Below are 21,422 nucleotides of genomic sequence, written 5' to 3'. Positions count from 1 at the left end.
CGGCAGAGTTCGCCACCCCGAATCTCCACCGGTGTCCGCAGGGGCTCCACCGGCGTCCGGGGTGACGACTAGCATCGAGCGAAGAAGCAGCCGAGGGAGAAGACGATGTTTGAACGGTTCACCGACCGTGCCCGCCGGGTTGTCGTGCTTGCGCAAGAAGAGGCGCGCATGCTCAACCACAACTACATCGGGACCGAGCACATCCTGCTCGGCCTCATCCACGAGGGCGAAGGAGTCGCCGCCAAGGCCCTGGAGCAGCTCGGTATCTCCCTGGAGGCCGTGCGCGAACAGGTCCAGGAGATCATCGGCCCCTCCAACCAGCCGCAGTCGGGACACATCCCGTTCACTCCGCGCGCCAAGAAGGTGCTGGAGCTGTCGTTGCGTGAGGGTCTGCAGCTGAACCACTCCTACATCGGCACCGAGCACATCCTGCTCGGCCTCATCCGCGAGGGCGAGGGTGTTGCCGCCCAGGTGCTGGTGAAGATGGGTGCCGACCTGCCGCGCGTGCGCCAGCAGGTCATCCAGCTCGTCTCCGGTTTCAACAACGGTGAGAAGGGCGAGAAGGCCGGCGCAGGCGTCGGCCAGGGCGGCCCCGAGGCCGGTCAGCCGGCCGGTTCGCTGGTGCTCGACCAGTTCGGTCGTAACCTCACGCAGGCTGCCCACGAGGGCAAGCTCGACCCGGTCATCGGGCGCGAGAAGGAGATCGAGCGGGTCATGCAGGTGCTGTCCCGCCGTACCAAGAACAACCCGGTGCTCATCGGTGAGCCCGGCGTCGGCAAGACCGCCGTCGTCGAGGGCCTCGCCGCAGACATCGTCCGCGGCGACGTCCCCGAGACGCTGAAGGACAAGCAGCTGTACACCCTCGACCTCGGTTCGCTGGTGGCCGGTTCGCGCTACCGCGGCGACTTCGAGGAGCGCCTGAAGAAGGTGCTCAAGGAGATCCGCACCCGCGGCGACATCATCCTGTTCATCGACGAGATCCACACCCTCGTCGGTGCGGGTGCCGCCGAGGGCGCGATCGATGCCGCATCCATCCTGAAGCCGATGCTGGCTCGCGGTGAGCTGCAGACGATCGGCGCGACGACGCTCGACGAGTACCGCAAGCACATCGAGAAGGACGCCGCGCTGGAGCGCCGCTTCCAGCCGATCCAGGTGCAGGAACCGTCCATCCCGCACGCGATCGAGATCCTCAAGGGTCTGCGCGACCGGTACGAGGCGCACCACCGCGTCACGATCATCGACGCCGCGCTGGTGTCGGCGGTCAACCTGGCCGACCGATACGTCAACGACCGGCACCTGCCGGACAAGGCGATCGACCTCATCGACGAGGCGGGCGCGCGCCTGCGGATCCGTCGCATGACGGCCCCGGCCGACCTGCGCGAGTTCGACGAGAAGATCGCGCACGTGCGCCGCGAGAAGGAGTCGGCCATCGACGGCCAGGACTTCGAGAAGGCCGCGTCCCTGCGCGACGACGAGAAGAAGCTCATCGACGCCAAGACCGAGCGTGAGAAGGCCTGGAAGTCCGGCGACCAGGACCTCGTGGCCGAGGTCGACGAGGAACTGATCGCCGAGGTGCTCGCTGCGTCCACCGGTATCCCGGTGTTCCAGCTCACCGAGGAGGAGTCGGCTCGTCTGTTGCGGATGGAGGAGGAGCTGCACAAGCGCATCGTCGGTAACAACGACGCGGTCAAGGCGCTCTCCCAGGCCATCCGCCGCACCCGTGCCGGCCTGAAGGACCCGCGTCGTCCGGGCGGTTCGTTCATCTTCGCCGGCCCGACCGGCGTGGGTAAGACCGAGCTGGCCAAGGCCCTCGCCGAGTTCCTGTTCGGCGACGAGGACGCGCTGATCACGCTCGACATGTCGGAGTTCTCCGAGAAGCACACCGTGTCGCGCCTGTTCGGTTCGCCTCCCGGTTACGTCGGTTACGAAGAGGGCGGTCAGCTCACCGAGAAGGTGCGCCGCAAGCCGTTCTCGGTTGTGCTCTTCGACGAGGTCGAGAAGGCCCACCCCGACATCTTCAACTCGCTGTTGCAGATCCTGGAGGACGGTCGCCTGACCGACTCCCAGGGCAGGGTCGTCGACTTCAAGAACACGATCATCATCATGACCACCAACCTGGGTACGCGTGACATCGCCAAGGGCGTCTCGCTGGGCTTCGCGTCCGGCAACGACACCGCCACCGGCTACGACAAGATGCGCGCGAAGGTCAACGAGGAACTCAAGCAGCACTTCCGCCCCGAGTTCCTCAACCGTGTGGACGACACCATCGTCTTCCCGCAGTTGTCGCAGGAGGAGATCGTCGAGATCGTCGACCTGATGGTCGCTCGTCTGGACGAGCGTCTGAAGGACAAGGACATGGCGATCGAGCTCACCCCCGTCGCCAAGGCGCTGCTGGCCAAGCGGGGCTACGACCCGGCGCTCGGTGCCCGTCCGCTGCGTCGCACGATCCAGCGCGAGATCGAGGACCAGCTGTCCGAGAAGTTGCTCTACGGCGACCTCGGCGCGGGCCAGATCGTCCTGGTCGACGCCACCGGCGAGGGCAAGGACGACACGTTCACCTTCAAGGGTTCGCCGCGGGCCACCGCACCCGACACCCTCGAGGCCGAGACAGCGGCTATCGCCGACGGCATCGACCTGGGCAAGGGCGAATAAGGTCGGTTCGTTTCGAGGGGGCGCTCATCCGGTTTCGGGTGGGCGCCCCTTCGCATGTCTTGTGCGCGGACGCGTCCGCGTGAGTCCGGTGTGGGTATTAGCGTTGGGCGGGTGAGTGAAACGCAGGTTCTCGTCCGGCCGGCCCGCGCGACGGACGTCCGCCGCATCCGGGAGGTCACGTCGCCGTACGTCGATTCCCGCGCGATCGTCCCCAAGCCGGCGGTGTCGTACTACGAGTCGCTGCAGGAGTTCCTGGTCGCGGAGATCGACGGGGTCATCGTGGGCTGCGGTGCGCTGCACGTGATGTGGGACGACGTCGCCGAGATCCGCACGCTCGCGGTCGACCGCAGCGCGAAGGGGCACGGGGTCGGCAGCCGCATCGTCCGCGAACTCCTCGACCGGGCGAGGCAGTTGGAAGTCGAGCGGGTCTTCTGTCTGACCTTCGAGACCGAGTTCTTCGGGCGGCACGGGTTCGTGGAGATCGAGGGCGCGCCGGTGGAGCCGGCTGTGTATGCCGAACTGCTGCAGTCCTACGACGAGGGTGTGGCCGAGTTCCTCGACCTCGACCGGGTGAAGCCGAACACCCTGGGAAACACCAGAATGCTGCTCACCTTCTGAGTCCTCTTCGAGGTACACCGATTGGTATCCTCCGCCGTATGACCGGCGTGTGGGCTGAACTCGACCCGGTGCGCGGGCGCGAGCAGTCCGTCCGCCGCCCGGCGCTGGTGATCGCGAGCGATCTGTACCTCGAGCAAGCCGACACGCTCGCGATCATCGTTCCTGCGACGACCGTAGATCGCGGCTGGCCCAACCACATCTTGCTCCGCGGTGCGAAGGTCGGTCTGTCGAAGCCGACCTTCGCGATGACCGAACAGCCCCGCACAGTGACTCGGGATCGACTGGTCGCCCGGATCGGAGTGGTCGACTCCGCCACGATGCGAGAGGTCGACGGCTGGCTGCGCGACTTCCTGGCCTTGCCCTGAGCATTCGCATAACCGACGCCGTGTGCTCCCGAGCGAGCTGATCGGTCAGTCGTCCCGGAGTCCGGGCATCGGACCGAGGAGACGCTCGGCATCGTCCGCGAGTGCTGCCAGGTCGGCGCGGTACTCCTTGATACGGCATCCGATGCCATTGGGTTTGAAGGTGATTCCCTCTTCCGCCCAGCGCGGGACCACTTCGTCCAGCAGGCGCTTGGGCGGGTCACCGTAGGAGTTGGTCACGCGCCACCACGGCAACTCGTCGGCCGGCTCACTGATCGACATGAGGCGTCCGACCAGTCGCGGATTGATGCCGAAGAGTTCTGCGATGTCGCCATAACTGATCACGCGTCCGGGTGGAACGAGACGGACGACGGCGTACACCTGCTCCCGTAGCTGCTCGTTCATGTCCGCTGCGCCAGATAGATACGCCGCACCACGTCCTCGATGTCGGGTTCCTCGATGGTCAGGTCGCGCACCTGCGCCCGTTCACCGACGGCGGCCAGCAGGGCGGCCCCGGTCGTGGCGGCGGGGTCGAACGCGAGTCGCTGGCGCATGCCGTCCGCCTCACTGCCCATGTGTTGGGTGTTCGGGATGTCGAGGAGGTCCGGACCGGCGTCCGCCAGGTCGAGCACGAGGACGCGTTGCGCACCCACCCGCGCCGACAGTCCCGGCAGGGTGCCGTCGTACGCCAGCTTTCCGTGGTCGACGACAAGGACGCGGTCGCACAGTCGCTCAATGTCGCCCATGTCGTGGGTTGTGAGCAGCAGCGTGGTGCCGTTCTGGGCGCGCTCGGCGATCAGGAAGTCGCGCAGCCGCTGTTTGGACAGCACGTCGAGACCGATCGTCGGCTCGTCCAGGATCACCAACTCGGGGGAGTGCAGCAGCGCCGCCGCGACCTCGGCACGCATCCGTTGGCCGAGGGAGAGTTGGCGGACGGGGGTGTCGAGGAACTCGCTCATGTCGAGGTGGTCGATCAGCTCGTCTCGTCGTGCTCTCGCCGCGGCGTCCGACAGCCGGTGGATCGCCGCGAGGATCGAGAACGATTCCTTCACCGGCAGGTCCCACCACAACTGGGACCGCTGCCCGAAGACGACGCCCACCCGGCGGGCCAGATCACGCCGCTGCGCGAGCGGGTCGAGGCCGCAGGTGCGCACCGTGCCGGAGGTGGGCACGATGATGCCGACGAGCATCTTGATCGTGGTCGACTTCCCGGCCCCGTTCGCGCCGATGTAGCCGACCGACTCACCGGCATCGATCTGCAGGTCGAGGCGGTCGACCGCGGTGAGGCTCGTGTGCTTCAGACCTTTCGCGCGCCGTTTGAACTCTCGGGTGAGCCCGCGGGTCTCGATGATCGCGGTCATCCGCCGCCTCCTTGGTAGTGCCGAAGTCCCCAACGCCAGGTGACCATCGCGGCCAGCCAGGTCCACAGCGCCGCGATCGGTGTGCACCACGCCAACCACGACGGGAAGATCGACGGGCCGACCTTGTCCAGGATCCAGAGCGACGGGATGAACGCGGCGAACGCCATCGGGAAGAAGAACCCGAACAACACCTTGAGCGGCTGGGACCAAACGGACGCCACCTGGGTGGACGCGTACCGACCGCTGTAGACGAACGCGTTGGTGGCCTCGGCCCCGTTGATCAGAAAGAACTGCAGGCCTGCCGCGACGATGAACTGTCCGGCGAAGATCGCCGTGCCACACACGATGCTGAGGCCGAGCAGCACGACTTTCGCCGGAGTCCAGTCGATATCGCCGGCCCATACAGCGGCGACGATGCAGGTGATCGCGACGCCCGCTCGGGTCATCCGTCTGAGCGAGATGTCGCTGGTGATCAGCTGCAGCAGGATCGGCTGCGGACGCAGGTAGAACACGTCGAGCGTGCCGGCGCGCAGGTAGGTCGGCAGGTTGTCGCAGTGACCGAAGACCAGATCGGCGATCGAGAAGGCCAGGTCGCCGATGCCGTAGACGAGCAGGATCTCGGTGAACGAGTAACCACCGAGCACCCCGACCGCGTGGAAGAGCACCCAGATCTCGGCGAGTTCGATGACTCCGATCAGTGCGGACGAGGCGAGGTCGAGTGCGAAGTTCGAGCGGTACGAGCGCTGGCTGCGGACGCGGGAGGCGAGCACGGCTCGGTACGGCGCGGTTCTTGACGGGAGAGTCTTGGGCGTCGCAAGTTGGTCAGCCACCTTGCACCTCCAGGCGCTGCCGCCCAAGACGTGTGAGCCACCAACCGGCCAGCCAAGTGAGGGCCAGCCAGAAGCACTGTGCGGCAACGCGCTCAATGCTGCCGGTCATGCCGCTGTGCTCGGTGAACACGTCGATCGGGTACTGCATCATCGACGGGAACGGGGTCGCGTGCGCGATCGTCGCCAACCAGTCGGGGAAGAGCGTGACCGGCACGAAGAGTCCGGCGAGGAAGCCCGAGAGCATCATGTACATCGTCTGCAGTCCGCGTAGTTCGACCAGCCAGAAGCCGGCGGTCGTGAGGACGTAGACGGTGGTCTGCGACACGACCATGCCGAGTGCGAGGCTGACGAGCCCCAGCACCCAGCTCCACGGCGACTCGGGCGTGCCGAGGCCTACGAACAGCGCTCCGATGAGAAGGCTGGGAACGCCGCGCGGAAGCAGCGCATAGACCGCCTTGCCGACCTCGGTCGCGATCGTCGCCGTCTGCACGTCGAGCGGACGCAGGAAGTCGGTGGTGATGTCGCCGGTATTGATCCGATCGGCCAGGTCCAGTCGTCCGTTGAGGTTCAACGAGCCCAGCATCCCTTGGCCGACCCAGACGTAGGTCGCCATCATGGCGCCGTCGTAACCGCCGACCGTCCCGCCGCCGGCGACGACCGTCGCCGACAGGATGGCGGTCTTCAGGAAGCCGAAGGTGGCGTTTGCGATGAGTCCACCGACCATGGCCAGCCGGTAGGTTGCCTGCTGTCTGATCCCTGCCACGAACAGGCGCCAGTACGGCAGCCAGGGGAGGGAAGACACAAATGCAAGACCCTACGCGTCCCTGGTTCGCTTGTCAGGTCGGTAGCGCGAACTGCTCTCCGTCGAGCGGTTCGACCAGGCCGTCCTCGATGAGCCCGGCGAGGCAGCGATGCCGTTGTGCTGCATCGCTCCACACCAGGTCGAGCGTGCCGCGGGAAACCGGACCGTGCGCATCGCGCAGGGTCTGCAGCAACTTGCCGCGCACCTGGCGGTCGGTGCCCGCCCACTTCTGAGCCTTGCGTGCCGGGCCGTCGTACGGTGGCGCGCCCGCCCGTTGCCAGGCACACAGGTCGAGCACCGGGCACGAACCGCAGGTCGGATTCCTGGCGGTACAGACGACGGCACCGAGTTCCATCGACGCGACGTTCCAGACGGCGGCGTCCTCGTCGTCGGCCGGCAGGACCGCTGCGGCCAACCGGGACTCGGCGGCGGTCAGGGTCGGTGCGGCAAGGGTGTCTCCGGTGAACAGACGCGCTTCGACCCGGCGGATGTTCGTGTCGACGACAACGGTTCGGACGCCGTAGGCGAACGCGGCCACGGCTGCCGCCGTGTAGGTGCCTATACCCGGAAGTGATTGCAGCACAACGGGATCGGACGGCACGACATTGTCATGATCGCGCGCGATGGCGGTGGCTGCTTCGTGCAGGCGCAGCGCGCGTCGTGGGTAACCCAGGCGTCCCCAGTGCCGGACGGCCTCGCCCGGAGGTGCCGCGGCGAGATCGGCGGGGGTCGGCCAGCGCTCCATCCACTCCAGCCAGATCGGAGCGACACGGGCGACCGGAGTCTGCTGCGACATCACTTCCGACAGCAGCACGCCCCAGGCCGAGCAGTCGGCGTTGCGCCAGGGCAGCTCACGTTGCTCGCGACGGTACCACTCGATGATCCGACAGTGGATCTCGCCGAGATCGTCGATGCTCAACGGTTTCGGTTGGGTCAGACGTAACGCTCGAGGATGCTGCTCTCGGCGAGACGCGACATCCCCTCGCGCACTGCGCGGGCCCGGCTCTCACCGACGCCGTCGACGGCCATCAGATCGTCGAAGTCGGCGGCGAGCAGGGCCTGCAGCGAACCGAAGTGGTCGATGAGGCGCTCCACGATCGCACCGGGCAGGCGTGGGATGCGGCTGAGCAGGCGGTATCCGCGGGGGCTGACCGCGCTGTCGAGGGAGTCTCCGCTGACAGAGAAGCCCATCGCCCGTGCGCCCGCCGACAGGTCGAGCAGGTCTGACGAGGACAGCGCGCCGAGGCGGTCGAGAGCCTGGTCGACGGACAGCGGTTCCTTGGCCGACTCGACGTAGTCGCGCACGACGAGCGTGCGGTCGTCGCCGAGGCCGGTGACGAGTTCATCCAACTGGAGTGCCATGAGGCGCCCGTCGACGCCGAGTTCGATCACGTACTCGGCGATCTCCTCGCTGATGCGGCGGACCATCTCCATCCGCTGCACGACGCTCGCGACATCGCGGATGGTGACCAGGTCTTCGATCTCCAGGGCGCTGAGGGTGCCGGCGACCTCGTCCAGCCGCTCCTTGTAACGCTCCAGGGTCTGCAATGCCTGGTTGGCGCGGGACAGGATCGCAGTGGAGTCCTCGATGACGTGACGCAGGTTGCCGACGTACAAGGCGCAGATGTGCATCGACTGGCTGACCGAGACGACCGGGTAACCGGTCTGCTTGGCCACGCGCTCGGCGGTACGGTGACGGGTGCCCGACTCCGACGTCTCGATGGAGGCGTCCGGCACCAATTGCGTTGCTGCGCGGACGATTCGGCTGACATCGCCGTCGACGACGATCGCGCCGTCCATTTTGGCCAGTTCACGCAGTCGGGTGGCGGTGAGTTCGATGTCCATCGGGAATCCGCCGGTGCTGATCTGCTCCACGACCGGGTCGTTGCCGAGCACGATCAGCGCGCCCGTGCGCCCGCGCAGGATGCGCTCCAACGCTTCACGCAGAACGGTGCCCGGGGCGACGAGCGCGAGGGTGTCGTGCAGGATCTCTTCGGGTGTGCGCTCCACCCGCACAGACTAGGTGACACAGGTGGGATCTCGCGGATGCACGCCGGTTCCGGCCGACCTGAGCGGTCAGACCAACCCGTCTCGCCGAGCGATCGCTGCGGCCTCTCGATGCCGAACGGGTCGGTCGACAGGCTCCGGATGTTCGGCCAGGTGGGCGAGCGCGTCCTCGTAGTGGCGTGCAGCGTCGGCCGGACCACGGGCTCCCATCGCGGCGTCGCCGGCCCGGGTGGACAACTCGAACGCGAGCGTCTCCTTCGTCTGAGGTAATGCCCCACATCGGGCAACTACCTCATTGGCGGTCAGTTTCTGCCTCAGACGGCTCAGGTGGCCCGCGACCGTCCGGGTGCTCCTTCGCGGGGGCGCAGTTCGGTGACGGTCGCCAGATTGAGCAGGCGAACTGCGGACGCCAGATCGGCCACCTCGCGCACATCCATCCCGTCGGGTGCTTTCTCCTCGCCAAGGGAGCCCTTGGGGATGATCGCCCGCTGGAAACCGATGCGCGCCGCTTCGGCCAACCGGCGCGGCACCCCCTGGACCGCGCGCACATCGCCCGCCAGTCCGACCTCTCCGAGCGCGACCGTCCCCTTGGTGAACGGCGCGTCGGCCAGCGAACTGGCCATCGCGAGAGCAAGCGCAAGATCGGCGGCCGGCTCGGCCAGGCGCACGCCGCCGACGGTCGAGACATAACACTCGGAGTTGCGGGTGGGCACCTGGCAGTGCCGGTCGAGGACGGCGAGGATCATCGCCACGCGCGAGGAATCGACCCCGCTGGTGGTGCGCCGCGGCGAGCCACCCTGCTCCGACTTCGCCAGCAGCGCCTGCACCTCGGTGACCAAGGGGCGGCGTCCTTCGAGCGTCACCGTGATGCAGGTGCCCGGTGCGGGATTCGCGGTGCGGGTCAGGAACAACCCGGACGGGTCGGGCAGGCCGACAATTCCGACATCGGACAGATCGAAGCAACCCACCTCGTCCGTGGGGCCGTAACGGTTCTTCACAGCCCGCACCATGCGCAGGCGCGAGTGGCGCTCGCCCTCGAACTGAACGACGACGTCGACGAGGTGTTCGAGCATCCGCGGACCGGCGATCGAACCGTCCTTGGTGACGTGGCCGACCAGCAGCGTGGCGATGTTTCTCTCCTTCGCCACCTGGATGATGCTCGCCGCGACCTCACGTATCTGGCTGACATTGCCGGGCGCGCCCTCGATGTCGGCGGACGCGATGGTCTGCACCGAGTCGATGATCAGAAAGGTCGGCTGTACCTGCTCGATCTGCGCGAGCACGGTGGACAGGTCGGTCTCGGATGCGAGGTAGAGGGTGTCGGCCATGGCCTCGATGCGCTCGCCGCGCAGTCGCACCTGAGCCGCGGATTCTTCCCCGCTGACGTACAACACCTCACGACCCCCGCGCGCCGCCCGCCCTGCGACGTCGAGCAGCAGCGTGGACTTGCCGATGCCCGGCTCGCCGGCCACGAGCACCACCGCACCCGGAACGAGTCCGCCACCGAGCACCCGGTCGAACTCACCCACGCCGGTCGGGGCAGCCTCGGCCAGGCTCGCATCGACGTCGGCGATCGGCAGAGCCGGCCGCTCGACGGTGCGCGCCGGAGCCGTCCGCGGCTTGACCATGCCCGCCTCGACGACCGTGCCCCAGGCCTGACATTCACCGCACCGGCCGACCCACTTGATCGCCGTCCACCCGCATTCGGTGCACCTGTACGCCGGTGCCGAGCCCTTCTTCGCTGCCATGGTGGTAACCGTACGAGACGGGTACGACAGCAACTTCGGACGTCCTAAGTGGCCGACCTCACCTGGTGTGGGGCCTAGGCTGCTCGGGTGAACCTCGAAAAGGTGGTCTTCGGATTCTTCGTCCTGTTGGCGGCCACACTCAATTTCGGCTTCTTCCTCGGCGACATCGACAACCCGCACGTGCACAACGTGTACGAGTTGTTCGCTGCGATCGTGGTCAACTGCATCGCCACCGTGCTGAAGTTCGGCGACCGGACGCAGGTCGGCGCCGTGCACCTGGCGACCAGCCTGGTCGCCCTGCTGCAGCTGATCGGCGCGGCGTCGGTGTGGGTATGGGCGAGTCAGGTCTCCGCCCACGGGCTCGATGGGGAGGCCACGTCCAGCGTCGTCTCGCTGTCGGGTGGCGCGCTGCTGGCGAACGTGGTCTCGGTGGTGCTGCTGGTCGTGGAGACGGTGTCGTTCCGGCGACGTTGATCCGCGCCGTCGTCGACTGAACCTTCATGGTCAACCTGCTGCATCTGCTCAACCTGCGTCATCGCCACGTGCGGCGCGCGCGGCGCCGGCCGGTGCCGATCCCCACCGGGCTTCCGGCGACGGACGCCGTCTTCCTGCTGCTGCGCCGGATGCGAATGCCGTTCATCGTACTCATCACGACGTTCAGCATCGCCACCCTCGGCATGACGCTGGTGCCCGGCAAGGACGTCAACGGCAACACCTATCATCTGACGCCGTTCGATGCGTTCTACCAGATGACGATGACGGTCACGACGGTCGGATTCACCGAGGCCCCGCATGCCTTCAGCTACCCGCAGCGCATGTGGATGACCGCGTCCATCTTCATGCTGGTGGTCAGCTGGGCCTACGCGATCGCCGTCATCTTCTCGATGATGCAGGACACGGCCTTTCAGGAAGCCCTTGCCACACAACGGTTTCGGCGCAAGGTGCGCAACATGCGCGAGCCGTTCATGCTCGTTGTCGGGTACGGAGCGGCGGGCCAGGCGGTGGGCCACGAACTCGACAAGCGACGCCGCAGGTTCGTCGTCGTGGAGGAGTCGCAGAGCCGGGTCGAGACCGTGTGGACCGACGAACTCACCGCCGATGTCCCGGCGCTGGAGTCGGACGGAAGGGTGCCGGCCGCACTCGGACTCGCCGGGCTCGGACACCCGCAGTGCGAGGCCGTGCTCGCGCTGACCGACGACGACGAGGCGAACCTGGCAATCACGATGAGTGTGTCCTTGCTTCGTCCGGACCTGCCGGTGATCGCGCGCTGTGTCGACCACACTGTCCAGTCGCGGATCGAGGATTTCGGCCCGACCGCGCTGATCAACCCGGACGACCGGTACGGCGGCTACCTCGCGCTGTCCCTGCACCAGCCGGTCACCGACCAACTTGTGCAGTGGCTGATGGACAACGACGAGCACGAACTTCCCGAACTGCGTGAGGGCCTTGCCCTCGGACGCTGGGTGGTCGCCGGTGATTGTGAGTTCGGAGAGGAGGTCACTCGCGACCTGCGTGGAGCCGGGCTGTCGGTCGACCACGTGGACGCGTCCCGGATGCCCGAGTCGTTCGACGATGTCGCGGGGTTCGTCGCTGCCAGCACGAACGACCTGACGAACATCGCTCTGGCGGAACGGGTTCGGCTGACCAACCCCGACACCTACCTGTGCGTGCGGCAGCGCACGAACTCCTATGCGGCGCTGTGTCATGCGATGGAGATCGACTCCATCTACATCTCGACCGAGTTGGTGGCCCGTGAGGTGCTGGCCCGTGTGCTGACGCCGGTGTTCTGGCAGTTCATCGAGGAACTGTTGCAGCAGGACGAGCAGTTCGCGGTGGGGCTGCGCGACCGTCTGGTGGACAAGTGCGGCAAGCGCGCGCCCGAACGGGATCTGTTCAGACTCGATCACCAGCATGCGCCGGCCGTGTCCGCGTGGCTGGAGCGCGGTCACGACCTTCGACTCGGCGACCTGCTGCGGCACCCGGACGACCGCAACGAGAAGCTCGCCCTGGTGCCGCTGATGGTGCTGCGCGATGACGAGCACTTTTTGGCCCCGGACGACGACCTGCTGGTGCGGGCCGGCGATCAGGTGCTGCTGGCCGGCACCGGCCGCGGCCTCATGGACCTGTACGACGCGCTGTTCTACTCAGCGACGCTCGAGTACATCGCCACCGGCAACCAGGTGCCCTCCACCTGGGTCTGGCGGGCCCTGCGCAGCCGGCGTCCTTGACGCCGGTCAGTACTTTTTCCAGCGCACCCAGACCGCGTAGTCGACCTCGACGCCTTCGTGCGAGGCAAGGATCTGCTCGGCGTGGTGCCTGTCGAACTCGATGCCTACGACCGCCTCGAAATCCGCGCGGGTCTCGAACTTCCAGCGCATCAACACCGGGATCTTCGACCAACCCTGACGCTCCCAGAACCGCTCGACCGACACCAGGTCGTAGGTCGGCCACGCCTCCCGGAACCACCGCCCGAAGGTCGAGCGGGACGCGTCGTTGTCGACGACGAACGCGACACCGTCCGGCGCCATGACGCGGTCGAGCTCTTCCAGCCCCGGCTCGCAGCCGCCGCCGAAGAAGTACGCCCACCGGTTGTGCATCACGTCGACCGAGTGCTCCTCGACCGGCAGCATCTCCGCCCCACCGAGCCGGACGTCGACATTCCGGATGCCGCGCACCCGTGCCTGCGCGGTGCGCACCAACGGTTCGTGCGGCTCCACCCCGATCACGGACTCTGCCGTGCGGGCCAGCTCGGGCAGGTGGAAGCCGGTGCCGCAGCCGACGTCGAGCACCCGGGCACCGTCGAAGGAACGCACCGAACGCATCGCGTCCCAGATCAGCCCGTCGGGATCGACCCCGCGGTTCTCGATCTCGTAGATGTCGGGGTGGTCCCAGATGTTCGGTGACGGAATCGCTTGATAATCAGGCAAGTTCAGATCTTCCGACGATTCTGCTTCTCCGCGGCGAGAGTTGCAGGATGGACGAGCAGGGGCAGCATCTTGCGGTTGCCCGGACGACGCGCGACCGCAACCGCGGCCAGGTGGGCCTCGCATCGCCGAACCAGTTCTGCATACCCGGCCTCGCCCATCAGATGTTTCAGCTCTCCGGCATTCGAGACGTACAACGGGTTCTTGCCGACGTGCGCCTCGGGGTTGGCCGAGCAGTACCAGTCGAGGTCGTGTCCACCCGGACCCCAGCCGCGACGGTCGTACTCGGTGATCGTCACCTCGGTGTACGTCGACTCGTCGTTGTGCGTGACGGTGCGGAAGTCGCGCCGAATCGGCAGCTGCCAGCAGACGTCCGGCTTGATCGTGTGCGGCTCGATACCTTCGGCCATCGCGTGCTGATGGAGCGCGCATCCGGCGCCGGCGGGGAAGCCCGGCCGGTTGAGGAAGATGCATGCGCCGTCGACCACGCGGGTCTTGGTGGCGCCGTCCTCCTTCTGCGTCCAGCCCTTCTTGGAGCGGCCCTCGTCGTAGTACTGCCATTCGTCCGGACCGAGGTTCTTCGCGGCCTGCTTGACGTTCTTCAGGTCGTCCTTGTCGCTGAAGTGGGCGCCGAGCGTGCAGCACCCGTCGTCCGGGCGGTCCTCGTAGATGCCCTGGCAGCCCTGGCCGAAGATGCACATGTAGGACGAGGTGAGCCAGGTCAGGTCGACCCGGAACCGTTCGGTCGCGTCGTCCGGGTTGTCGAACTCGGCCCAGACCCGCGGGGCACGAAGGGGTGTCTCGGTCACCGGCGCATTCTCCCTTACCGATAACCTCGCCTCATGCGCCTGGGTGTGATCGACGTCGGATCGAACACCGTGCACCTTCTCGTGGTCGACGCTCACCAGGGCGCACGTCCGTTGCCGGCGTTCTCCCACAAGCGCGAACTGCGGCTGTCGGAGTACACCGACGACAGCGGACACATCGCCGACGCGGGCATCGATGAACTGGTCACGTTCATCGGGGAGTGCCAGGCGATCGCCGACGACCACGGCATCGAGGAACTCCTCCCGTTCGCCACGAGCGCGATCCGTGAGGCGCCGAACGGCGATTACGTGATCGAGCAGGTGCGCTCGCGTTCGGGTCTCGACATCCAGGTGATGCCGGGTGAGGACGAAGCCCGCCTGACCTTCCTGGCGGTACGTCGCTGGTTCGGCTGGTCGGCCGGGCGCCTGCTCGTGGTCGACATCGGCGGCGGCTCACTCGAACTGGTCACCGGTACGGACGAGGAGCCCGACGTCGCCATGAGTCTGCTGCTCGGCGCCGGACGCCTGACCCGCACGATGCACGGCGACCCGCCCTCGGCCGCCGAACTCAAGGTGCTGCGCAAGCAGATCCGGTCCGACATCGCCCGCGAGATCCGTCCGCTGACCAAGGCCGGTCTGCCCGACCGGGTCATCGGCACCAGCAAGACGATTCGCTCGCTGGCTCGCATGTGTGGCGCCGCGCCCTCGGACGAGGGGCCGTACGTCCGCCGCACGCTCTCGCGCGACGACCTGCGCACGATGGTGCCCAAGTTGTCGACGATGACTGCGGCACAGCGAACTTCGCTGCCCGGTGTCTCCGAGAGCCGCTCCCACCAGGTGCTTGCCGGTGCCATGGTCATCGAGGCCGTGATGGACCTGCTCGACATCGCCGAACTCGAGTTGTGCCCGTGGGCGATGCGCGAGGGCGTGATCCTGCGTCGGCTGGACTGGCTGGACGACTGAGTGGGGGTCGTTGACGTGCCGGACTCTCGCGTGGCGTTGTCGACCTCGTCGGTCTACCCGCTGGGGGTCGTCGGTGCGTTCGATCTCGCCGACCGGCTCGGGTACGACGGCATCGAGATCATGGTCTGGACCGACCCGATCAGCCAGGAGTCGGGTGCACTGAAGCGCCTCATCGACCACTACGGACTACCGGTCGTCTCGATCCATGCTCCGACGTTGCTGCTCACCCAGCGGGTGTGGGGCACCGATCCCTGGGGCAAGGTCGACAACTCGGTGAAGCTGGCACAGGAGGTCGGCGCCGAGGTGGTCGTCGTGCACCCGCCGTTCCGGTGGCAGAAGGAGTACGCCGCGGAGTTCGTCGAGGGCATCGCGCAGCGGGAGGACGAGACCGGCATCGCGATCGCGGTGGAGAACATGTTCCCCTGGCGGGCCCGTGGGCGTGAGATGCAGGCCTACCTGCCGCACTGGGATCCGGTCGGCGAGTCCTACCGCCATGTGACACTCGACCTGTCGCACACCGCGACTGCCGGGTCGGACGCCGTGCAGATGGTGCACGACCTCGACGAGCGGCTGCGCCACATCCATCTCGCTGACGGCCTCGGGTCCTTCAAGGACGAACATCTCGTGCCCGGACGCGGTGGCCAGCCCTGCGCGGAAGTGCTGGAACTCATTGCCGCCCAAGGATTCTCCGGCGACGTCGTGGTGGAGGTCGGCACACGCAAGCGCACCGACGACGATCGCGAACTCGACCTCGCCGAGGCGCTCGCCTTCGCCCGATTGCATCTGGCGGCGCCTGCGGGCTGAACCCCGCCGGGCCCTGCGGCCACTGTGGCAAGACGAATGTCGCGCAGAAACATGGCGGTAACCAAACCGCGCTAGGTTCGCATGCGTGAAAGGGATCTTCGAGGCGTACCGGAACCGCCCCGACACCTACGACGAGATGTACGCCGAGGACGCCACCACGCGTCCGGCGTATGTCGAGCTCAGGCGTCAGGTCGAACGGCTGACCCCGGACGACATGCGTACGCGAGCCGACTACCTCTCGCACACGTATCTCGACCAGGGCGTCACGTTCGACATCGGTGGCGAGGAGCGGCCGTTCCCGGTCGACATCATTCCCCGTCTGATCGACAACAAGGCCTGGTCGCACGTCGAAGCCGGTGTGGCGCAACGGGTTCGCGCACTCGAGGCATTCCTTGGTGACATCTACGGAGAGGGCCAGGTCTTCAACGACGGCGTGATCCCGCGTCGCGTCGTCACCAGCAGCCCGCACTTCCTGCGCGCCGCGAAGGGCATCAACCCTCCTGCCGGCGTGCGCGTGCACGTCGCCGGCATCGACCTGATCCGGGACGCGAAGGGCGATTTCCGGGTGCTGGAGGACAACGTCCGCATTCCCTCCGGTGTCTCCTACGTCATGACGAACCGGCGCGCAATGTCCGCCGGTCTGCCGGAAGCCTTCGCGCACCACCGCATTCGCCCGGTCACGCAGTACCCCGGCAAGTTGCTCGCCGCCCTGCGCGCCAGTGCTCCGTCCGGTATCGGCGATCCGAGCGTGGTCGTGCTTTCTCCTGGCTCCTACAACCCGGCCTACTTCGAGCACGCCTTGCTCGCTCGTCTGATGGGGGTCCGCCTCGTCGAAGGACGCGACCTCGTCGCACAGGCCGGACGGGTCAGCGTGCGCACCACCAACGGCCTCCTACCGGTGCACGTGATCTACCGCCGGGTCGACGACGATTTCATCGATCCGGTTCATTTCAGACGGGATTCGGTACTCGGCGTGCCCGGCCTGCTGAACGCGGCCCGTCGCGGCAATGTCGCGATCGCCAACGCGGTCGGCAACGGCGTCGCCGACGACAAGCTCGTCTACACCTACATGCCCGATCTCATCCGTTATTACCTGGCGCAGGAGCCGATCCTGCCCAACGTCGACACCTGGCGGATGGAGGACGAGGACCACCGCGAAGAGGTGCTCGACCGACTGCACGAACTCGTCGTCAAGCCCGTCGACGGGGCCGGCGGCAAGGGCATCGTGATCGGCCCGCGGGCCACCATGCAAGAACTCGACGAACTGCGCGCCCGCCTCCTCGAGGACCCTCGCGGCTGGATCGCCCAGCCCGTCGTCCAGCTGAGCACCGTGCCGACGTTGATCGGCAGCGATTTGGCGCCGCGTCACGTCGACCTGCGTCCGTTCGCGATCAACGACGGGGAGAAGGTCTGGGTGCTGCCCGGCGGCCTGACCCGCGTCGCGATGCCCGAGGGCGAGCTGATCGTCAACTCCAGTCAGGGTGGCGGCTCGAAGGACACCTGGGTGCTGGCTCCCGAGCCCGGCGACCCGATCGTCACCCCCGAGCCCGCCGACGAGTCGGCGGTCCTGCACCCCGCACAGCGGACGGCGCGCGCTGCCGCTGAACGCGAGGCGGCGGAGGAAGCCGCAGAGACGGCGGAGGCCATCACCCCGGGCTTCTCGCAGTCGCAGGCCCAGTCACAGTCACAGTCCCAGGGCTCGGCGCGGCAGCCGGCTCACCCCGGTCTGGACGGCGGGATGCAGAGACAGTCCCAGAGCCAGTCGCAAAGCGGTGGTGGCTCGCAGAGCCAGTCCCAGTCGCAATCGTCACAGTCGTCGCAGTCGGACGAGCCGGTCGAAGCCGGACCCCAGGAGCAACCCCAGATCGAACTCGATCCGGACGTCGAGGACGAGGGGGCGCTCTAGATCATGCTGAGTCGAATCGCTGAATCCCTCTTCTGGATCGGTCGCTACATCGAGCGCGCCGAGGCCACCGCCCGCATCCTCGACGTGCACCTGCAGTTGCTCGTCGAGGATCCGGTGCTCGACCGTGACGCCACCTGCCAGTCGCTGCTCGCGGCCATGGCCGTCGGGCACGACGGTCCGGCCGACGTGGACGAGGTGCTGCGCTACCTGCTGACCGATTCCCAGCAGCCGTCCGCGATCGCGTACGCGCTCACGATGGCCCGCGACAACGCGCGTCGGTCGCGCGAGATCGTCTCGACCGAGCTGTGGGAGGCGCTCAACACCACCCACCTGCAGGTCGCCGACGGCCAGCTCGCCGCGATGCGCCCGGCGGACGCGTTCCGTCTGGTTCGTGAGCGAGCGAACATGATTGCAGCGCTCGCCGACAACACCCAGAGCCACGACGACGGGTGGCAGTTCATCCGCCTCGGCCGGATGATCGAGCGGGTCGACATGACCGCCCGGGTCATCCTGATGACGACGTACGGCACCGGTTCGGCAGCGTCCTGGCAGGTCACCCTGCGCGCCTGCGGTGCCGCACACGCGTTCACCCGTATCTACCGGGCGTCCGAATCTCCCCGCTCCGCAGCCGAGTTCCTGCTGCAGGACCGGTTGTTCCCGCGATCTGTCAGGTACTCACTCAACGAGGCGGCCACCTGCCTCGAGGAACTCAATCCCAAGCAGCACCGCACCGGCTTCTCCGGCGATGCGCGCCGCATCGTGGGGCAGGCCCTCGCCCAGCTGGAGTACCGCTCGATCAGCGACCTGCTCGGCGACGTCGCCAGGGAGATGGAGTCGCTGCAGCGGGTGTGCGCACAGGCGACCGAGGCAGTGTCCAAGCGTTACTTCGAGGGAGCTCTCCCTCCCGAGTGGATCCGAGGTGAATCGTGAGCGTGACCCTGCGCCTGGTCCACCGGGCCGGCTATACCTACTCCGGACCCGCCGTCGCGTCGTACAACGAGGCGCGCATGGTGCCCAGATCGACTCTGGCACAAACGGTTTCGCACACCAGGATGGAGATCACCCCGACGCCGTGGCAGGACTCCTGGGTCGACTACTGGGGCAGTAATGTCACCACCTTCGAGCTGCACGAACCGCACGGTGAACTCAAGGTCGTCGCCATCAGCACGGTCACCGTCCACCGCACCCGGCAGGAGGGCGAGCACCTCGGCTGGGACCAGATGCAGGAGAAGTCGGTCAGCGACGAGTACGGCGAGTTGTTGGAGTGTTCGGGCCACTGCGGCGCGGTCGGCGAGTTCGCTGCGGCCATTCAGCGGATCCGGAACGACGCCGACACCCCGGCGACGTTCGTCGAGTCCGTGGTTGCCGCGCTGCACGAGAAGGTGACCTACCGCCCGGAGCGCTTCTCGCACGCACCCCAGGCCGCGAAGGTCTGGGACGCGGGGGAGGGCGGCTCCACCGATTTCGCGCACATGATGATCACCGCGCTTCGGTCCGCCGGGATCCCGGCCCGTTTCGTCGTTGGTTACCTGCTGCGTGACAGCGAGGTGCCGATCGGCGAAGTGATCACCGGTCACGGTCACTCATGGATCGAATGGTGGGACGGCACATGGATGGCGTACGACCCTGCGATGCAGCGGGAGCCGGACGACTTCTACATTGAGGTCGCACACGGACGCGACCACACCGACGTCGCGCCACTGCGGGGCATCTTCACCGGGACGCCCGGCAGCAAGATGTCCGTCACGGTGGAAATCAGCCGACTGGCCTGACCATCGAACGAGCTGAAGGAGAGTCATGGTCGACCCGAGTGCTGTGCTGCGCAGCGGACTGATGGGCCTGAGCCGCAACACCAAGGTGCGTGACGTCGTCGAGAAGGCGCCGGTCAGCAAGGACGTCGTCAAGCGGTTCGTCGCAGGCACCTCCACCGAGGACGCCGTGCGGGTCAGCCGTGAGCTCGACGTGGAGGGCAAGCTCGCCACCATCGACTTCCTCGGCGAGGACACCCTCGAGCGTGCGCAGGCGATCCACACCCGCGACGCCTACCTCGATCTGCTCGCCGAGCTCGCCGACGCCTGCCTCACCGACGGCGGACGTGTCGAGGTCAGCGTGAAGCTCAGCGCACTCGGCCAGGCCCTGCCCAAGGACGGTCGCAAGATCTCCCTGGAGCACGCTCGCTCGATCTGCGAGGCCGCGGCGATCGCCGGCACCACGGTGACTCTCGACATGGAGGATCACACCACCACCGACGCGACGCTGGAGACCCTCGCCGAGCTGCGCAAGGACTTCCCCGACACCGGTGCCGTGCTGCAGGCCTACCTGCGCCGCACCGAGGGTGACTGCCGCGACCTCGCGTACGAAGGCAGCCGCGTCCGCCTGTGCAAGGGCGCGCACGCCGAGCCGGCGTCCGTCGCCTTCGCCGACAAGGGCGAGATCGACATGAACTACGTGAAGTGCATGCGGGTGTTGATGGAGGGCGAGGGCTACCCGATGATCGCCAGCCACGACCCGCGCATCGTCGAGATCGCCGGTTCGCTCGCGACCAAGAACCTCCGCGCCCCCGACTCGTTCGAGTACCAGATGCTCTATGGCATCCGCCCGAACGAGCAGCGGCGTCTCGCGGATGCCGGAAACCAGGTGCGCGTGTACGTCCCGTACGGCGACGAGTGGTACGGCTACCTGGTGCGTCGAATGGCGAACGACCGTCGAACACGGCGTTCTTCCTGCGTGCGCTGAGCAGCCGCAGCTGAACCCCGTCCGTTCCATCCCGGAGGTACCAGTGTCAGAATCCTCGGCACCCGCGGGCACCCCGCGTCGCCTGGCCGTACTCGGCGTCGGCGTGATGGGGGAGGCCCTGCTCGCCGGTCTGTTGCGCAGCGGTCAGCCCGCTGATCACGTCGTGGTCGGTGACCGGCACGAGGCCCGCGCGCATCAGATCCTCGCCACGCACGGTGTCCGGGCCGCGTCCCCGGCGGACGCCGTCGTAGGCGCCGACACAGTGGTGCTCGCGGTGAAACCACAGGACATGAGTGCGCTGCTGGACGAGATCCGCGACCGGCTCGAACCGGGAGCGCTGGTGGTTTCGATCGCCGCCGGAATCGCCACGGCGTACCTGGAGGCGCGGTTGCCCGAAGGGACCCCGGTCGCCCGCGCGATGCCCAACACCCCGGCGCTCGTTGATCAGGGCATGGCCGCGGTCAGCCCCGGAACCCATTGCGGCGCCGACGATCTCGCCGAGGCGACCCGTCTGCTCGAGGGCTGCGGCAAGGTCGTCACGGTCGCCGAGCACCACATGGACGCGATCACCGCGATCAGCGGCAGCGGCCCCGCGTACCTGTTCTACGTGGTCGAGGCGATGATCGAGGCCGGCGTGCTGCTCGGGCTGCCGCGCAACACCTCGACCGAGCTCGTCGTCCAGACCGTCGTCGGCGCGGCCACCATGCTCAAAGAGACAGGTGAGCACCCGACCGTGCTGCGCGAGCAGGTGTCCTCACCCGGGGGAACGACGATGGCGGCGTTGCGGCAACTGGACGACCACAAGGTGCGCGCGGCTTTCCTGACCGCGATGGAAGCCGCCGCACATCGCTCCGCCGAACTGGCCCAGGGCTGACCGTGCCCACCTGGCCGGGCGTGTCGTCG

Annotated in this window: 21 protein-coding genes; 12 read left to right on the top strand and 9 right to left on the bottom strand. The window is 67.3% G+C overall.

Features of this window, described 5'->3' with window-relative positions:
- Positions 1-105: 105 nt before the first annotated feature.
- The 3 genes from MF407_RS12480 (at position 106) to MF407_RS12470 (ending at position 3,635) form a co-directional block, all read left to right on the top strand.
- A complete protein-coding gene (locus MF407_RS12480) occupies positions 106-2,652 on the top strand; it encodes an ATP-dependent Clp protease ATP-binding subunit (protein WP_239702478.1) in 2,547 nt (848 codons plus the stop codon).
- A gap of 111 nt (positions 2,653-2,763) precedes the next feature.
- The gene (locus MF407_RS12475) at positions 2,764-3,270 is read left to right on the top strand and encodes an amino-acid N-acetyltransferase (protein WP_239702477.1); all 507 of its coding nucleotides are present in this window, start codon (positions 2,764-2,766) and stop codon (positions 3,268-3,270) included.
- Positions 3,271-3,308: 38 nt separating this feature from the next.
- Positions 3,309-3,635: a type II toxin-antitoxin system PemK/MazF family toxin gene (locus MF407_RS12470; protein WP_239702476.1), complete on the top strand. Its 327-nt coding sequence runs from the start codon at positions 3,309-3,311 to the stop codon at positions 3,633-3,635.
- 45 nt (positions 3,636-3,680) lie between these two features.
- Here the strand turns inward: MF407_RS12470 and MF407_RS12465 are convergent, their stop codons facing one another.
- The 7 genes from MF407_RS12465 to radA all read right to left on the bottom strand — a co-directional run bounded on the left by MF407_RS12465 (position 3,681) and on the right by radA (position 10,380).
- Entirely contained in the window at positions 3,681-4,037 is a 357-nt protein-coding gene (locus tag MF407_RS12465) for an MGMT family protein (protein WP_239702475.1), read from the bottom strand.
- The gene (locus MF407_RS12460) at positions 4,034-4,993 is read right to left on the bottom strand and encodes an ATP-binding cassette domain-containing protein (RefSeq protein WP_239702474.1); all 960 of its coding nucleotides are present in this window, start codon (positions 4,991-4,993) and stop codon (positions 4,034-4,036) included. Before MF407_RS12460 ends, MF407_RS12465 begins: the two co-directional genes overlap by 4 nt.
- Positions 4,990-5,823: an ABC-2 family transporter protein gene (locus MF407_RS12455; protein WP_239702473.1), complete on the bottom strand. Its 834-nt coding sequence runs from the start codon at positions 5,821-5,823 to the stop codon at positions 4,990-4,992. The genes MF407_RS12460 and MF407_RS12455 overlap by 4 nt, the downstream gene beginning before the upstream one ends.
- Complete coding sequence (locus tag MF407_RS12450) at positions 5,816-6,625, bottom strand: ABC-2 family transporter protein (RefSeq protein ID WP_239702472.1); 810 nt, start codon at positions 6,623-6,625, stop codon at positions 5,816-5,818. The genes MF407_RS12455 and MF407_RS12450 overlap by 8 nt, the downstream gene beginning before the upstream one ends.
- A gap of 34 nt (positions 6,626-6,659) precedes the next feature.
- Positions 6,660-7,538 carry an A/G-specific adenine glycosylase gene (locus tag MF407_RS12445; protein ID WP_239702912.1) on the bottom strand — a complete coding sequence of 293 codons (879 nt, stop codon included), beginning with the start codon at positions 7,536-7,538 and terminating at the stop codon, positions 6,660-6,662.
- 20 nt (positions 7,539-7,558) lie between these two features.
- Entirely contained in the window at positions 7,559-8,635 is a 1,077-nt protein-coding gene (gene disA / locus MF407_RS12440) for a DNA integrity scanning diadenylate cyclase DisA (protein WP_129625189.1), read from the bottom strand.
- Between the two features lie 320 nt (positions 8,636-8,955).
- On the bottom strand, positions 8,956-10,380 hold the full coding sequence (radA, locus tag MF407_RS12435; RefSeq protein ID WP_239702471.1) for a DNA repair protein RadA: 1,425 nt from the start codon (positions 10,378-10,380) through the stop codon (positions 8,956-8,958).
- 87 nt (positions 10,381-10,467) lie between these two features.
- Here radA and MF407_RS12430 point away from each other — a divergent pair, with 87 nt between their 5' ends.
- Positions 10,468-10,854, top strand: a complete 387-nt coding sequence (locus tag MF407_RS12430) for a DUF6394 family protein (protein ID WP_129625191.1) — start codon at positions 10,468-10,470, stop codon at positions 10,852-10,854.
- A 26-nt stretch (positions 10,855-10,880) separates the two neighbouring features.
- A complete protein-coding gene (locus MF407_RS12425; protein ID WP_239702470.1) occupies positions 10,881-12,608 on the top strand; it encodes a potassium channel protein in 1,728 nt (575 codons plus the stop codon).
- 6 nt (positions 12,609-12,614) lie between these two features.
- Here the strand turns inward: MF407_RS12425 and MF407_RS12420 are convergent, their stop codons facing one another.
- Both MF407_RS12420 and MF407_RS12415 read right to left on the bottom strand, forming a co-directional pair.
- Complete coding sequence (locus MF407_RS12420) at positions 12,615-13,307, bottom strand: class I SAM-dependent methyltransferase (RefSeq protein ID WP_239702469.1); 693 nt, start codon at positions 13,305-13,307, stop codon at positions 12,615-12,617.
- Between the two features lie 2 nt (positions 13,308-13,309).
- Positions 13,310-14,113 carry a hypothetical protein gene (locus MF407_RS12415; RefSeq protein WP_129625194.1) on the bottom strand — a complete coding sequence of 268 codons (804 nt, stop codon included), beginning with the start codon at positions 14,111-14,113 and terminating at the stop codon, positions 13,310-13,312.
- A gap of 33 nt (positions 14,114-14,146) precedes the next feature.
- On the opposite strand from MF407_RS12415, the gene MF407_RS12410 reads away from it, so the two are divergent.
- The 7 genes from MF407_RS12410 to proC all read left to right on the top strand — a co-directional run bounded on the left by MF407_RS12410 (position 14,147) and on the right by proC (position 21,393).
- Positions 14,147-15,073: a Ppx/GppA phosphatase family protein gene (locus tag MF407_RS12410; protein ID WP_239702468.1), complete on the top strand. Its 927-nt coding sequence runs from the start codon at positions 14,147-14,149 to the stop codon at positions 15,071-15,073.
- Between the two features lie 15 nt (positions 15,074-15,088).
- Positions 15,089-15,877 (top strand): sugar phosphate isomerase/epimerase, encoded by a 789-nt coding sequence (locus MF407_RS12405; protein WP_239702467.1) that lies wholly within the window; start codon positions 15,089-15,091, stop codon positions 15,875-15,877.
- A gap of 136 nt (positions 15,878-16,013) precedes the next feature.
- On the top strand, positions 16,014-17,783 hold the full coding sequence (locus tag MF407_RS12400; protein ID WP_239702911.1) for a circularly permuted type 2 ATP-grasp protein: 1,770 nt from the start codon (positions 16,014-16,016) through the stop codon (positions 17,781-17,783).
- A gap of 3 nt (positions 17,784-17,786) precedes the next feature.
- The gene (locus MF407_RS12395) at positions 17,787-18,713 is read left to right on the top strand and encodes an alpha-E domain-containing protein (RefSeq protein ID WP_239702466.1); all 927 of its coding nucleotides are present in this window, start codon (positions 17,787-17,789) and stop codon (positions 18,711-18,713) included.
- Between the two features lie 2 nt (positions 18,714-18,715).
- Entirely contained in the window at positions 18,716-19,555 is an 840-nt protein-coding gene (locus tag MF407_RS12390) for a transglutaminase family protein (protein WP_239702465.1), read from the top strand.
- Positions 19,556-19,580: 25 nt separating this feature from the next.
- Positions 19,581-20,519 (top strand): proline dehydrogenase family protein, encoded by a 939-nt coding sequence (locus MF407_RS12385; RefSeq protein ID WP_345770866.1) that lies wholly within the window; start codon positions 19,581-19,583, stop codon positions 20,517-20,519.
- A gap of 43 nt (positions 20,520-20,562) precedes the next feature.
- Entirely contained in the window at positions 20,563-21,393 is an 831-nt protein-coding gene (gene proC / locus MF407_RS12380; protein WP_345770865.1) for a pyrroline-5-carboxylate reductase, read from the top strand.
- Positions 21,394-21,422: the final 29 nt, after the last annotated feature.

The sequence above is a fragment of the Yimella sp. NH-Cas1 genome (assembly GCF_022359705.1).
Classification (GTDB): Bacteria; Actinomycetota; Actinomycetes; order Actinomycetales; family Dermatophilaceae; genus Yimella; species Yimella lutea.
This window is presented reverse-complemented; position numbering and strand designations above follow the sequence as displayed.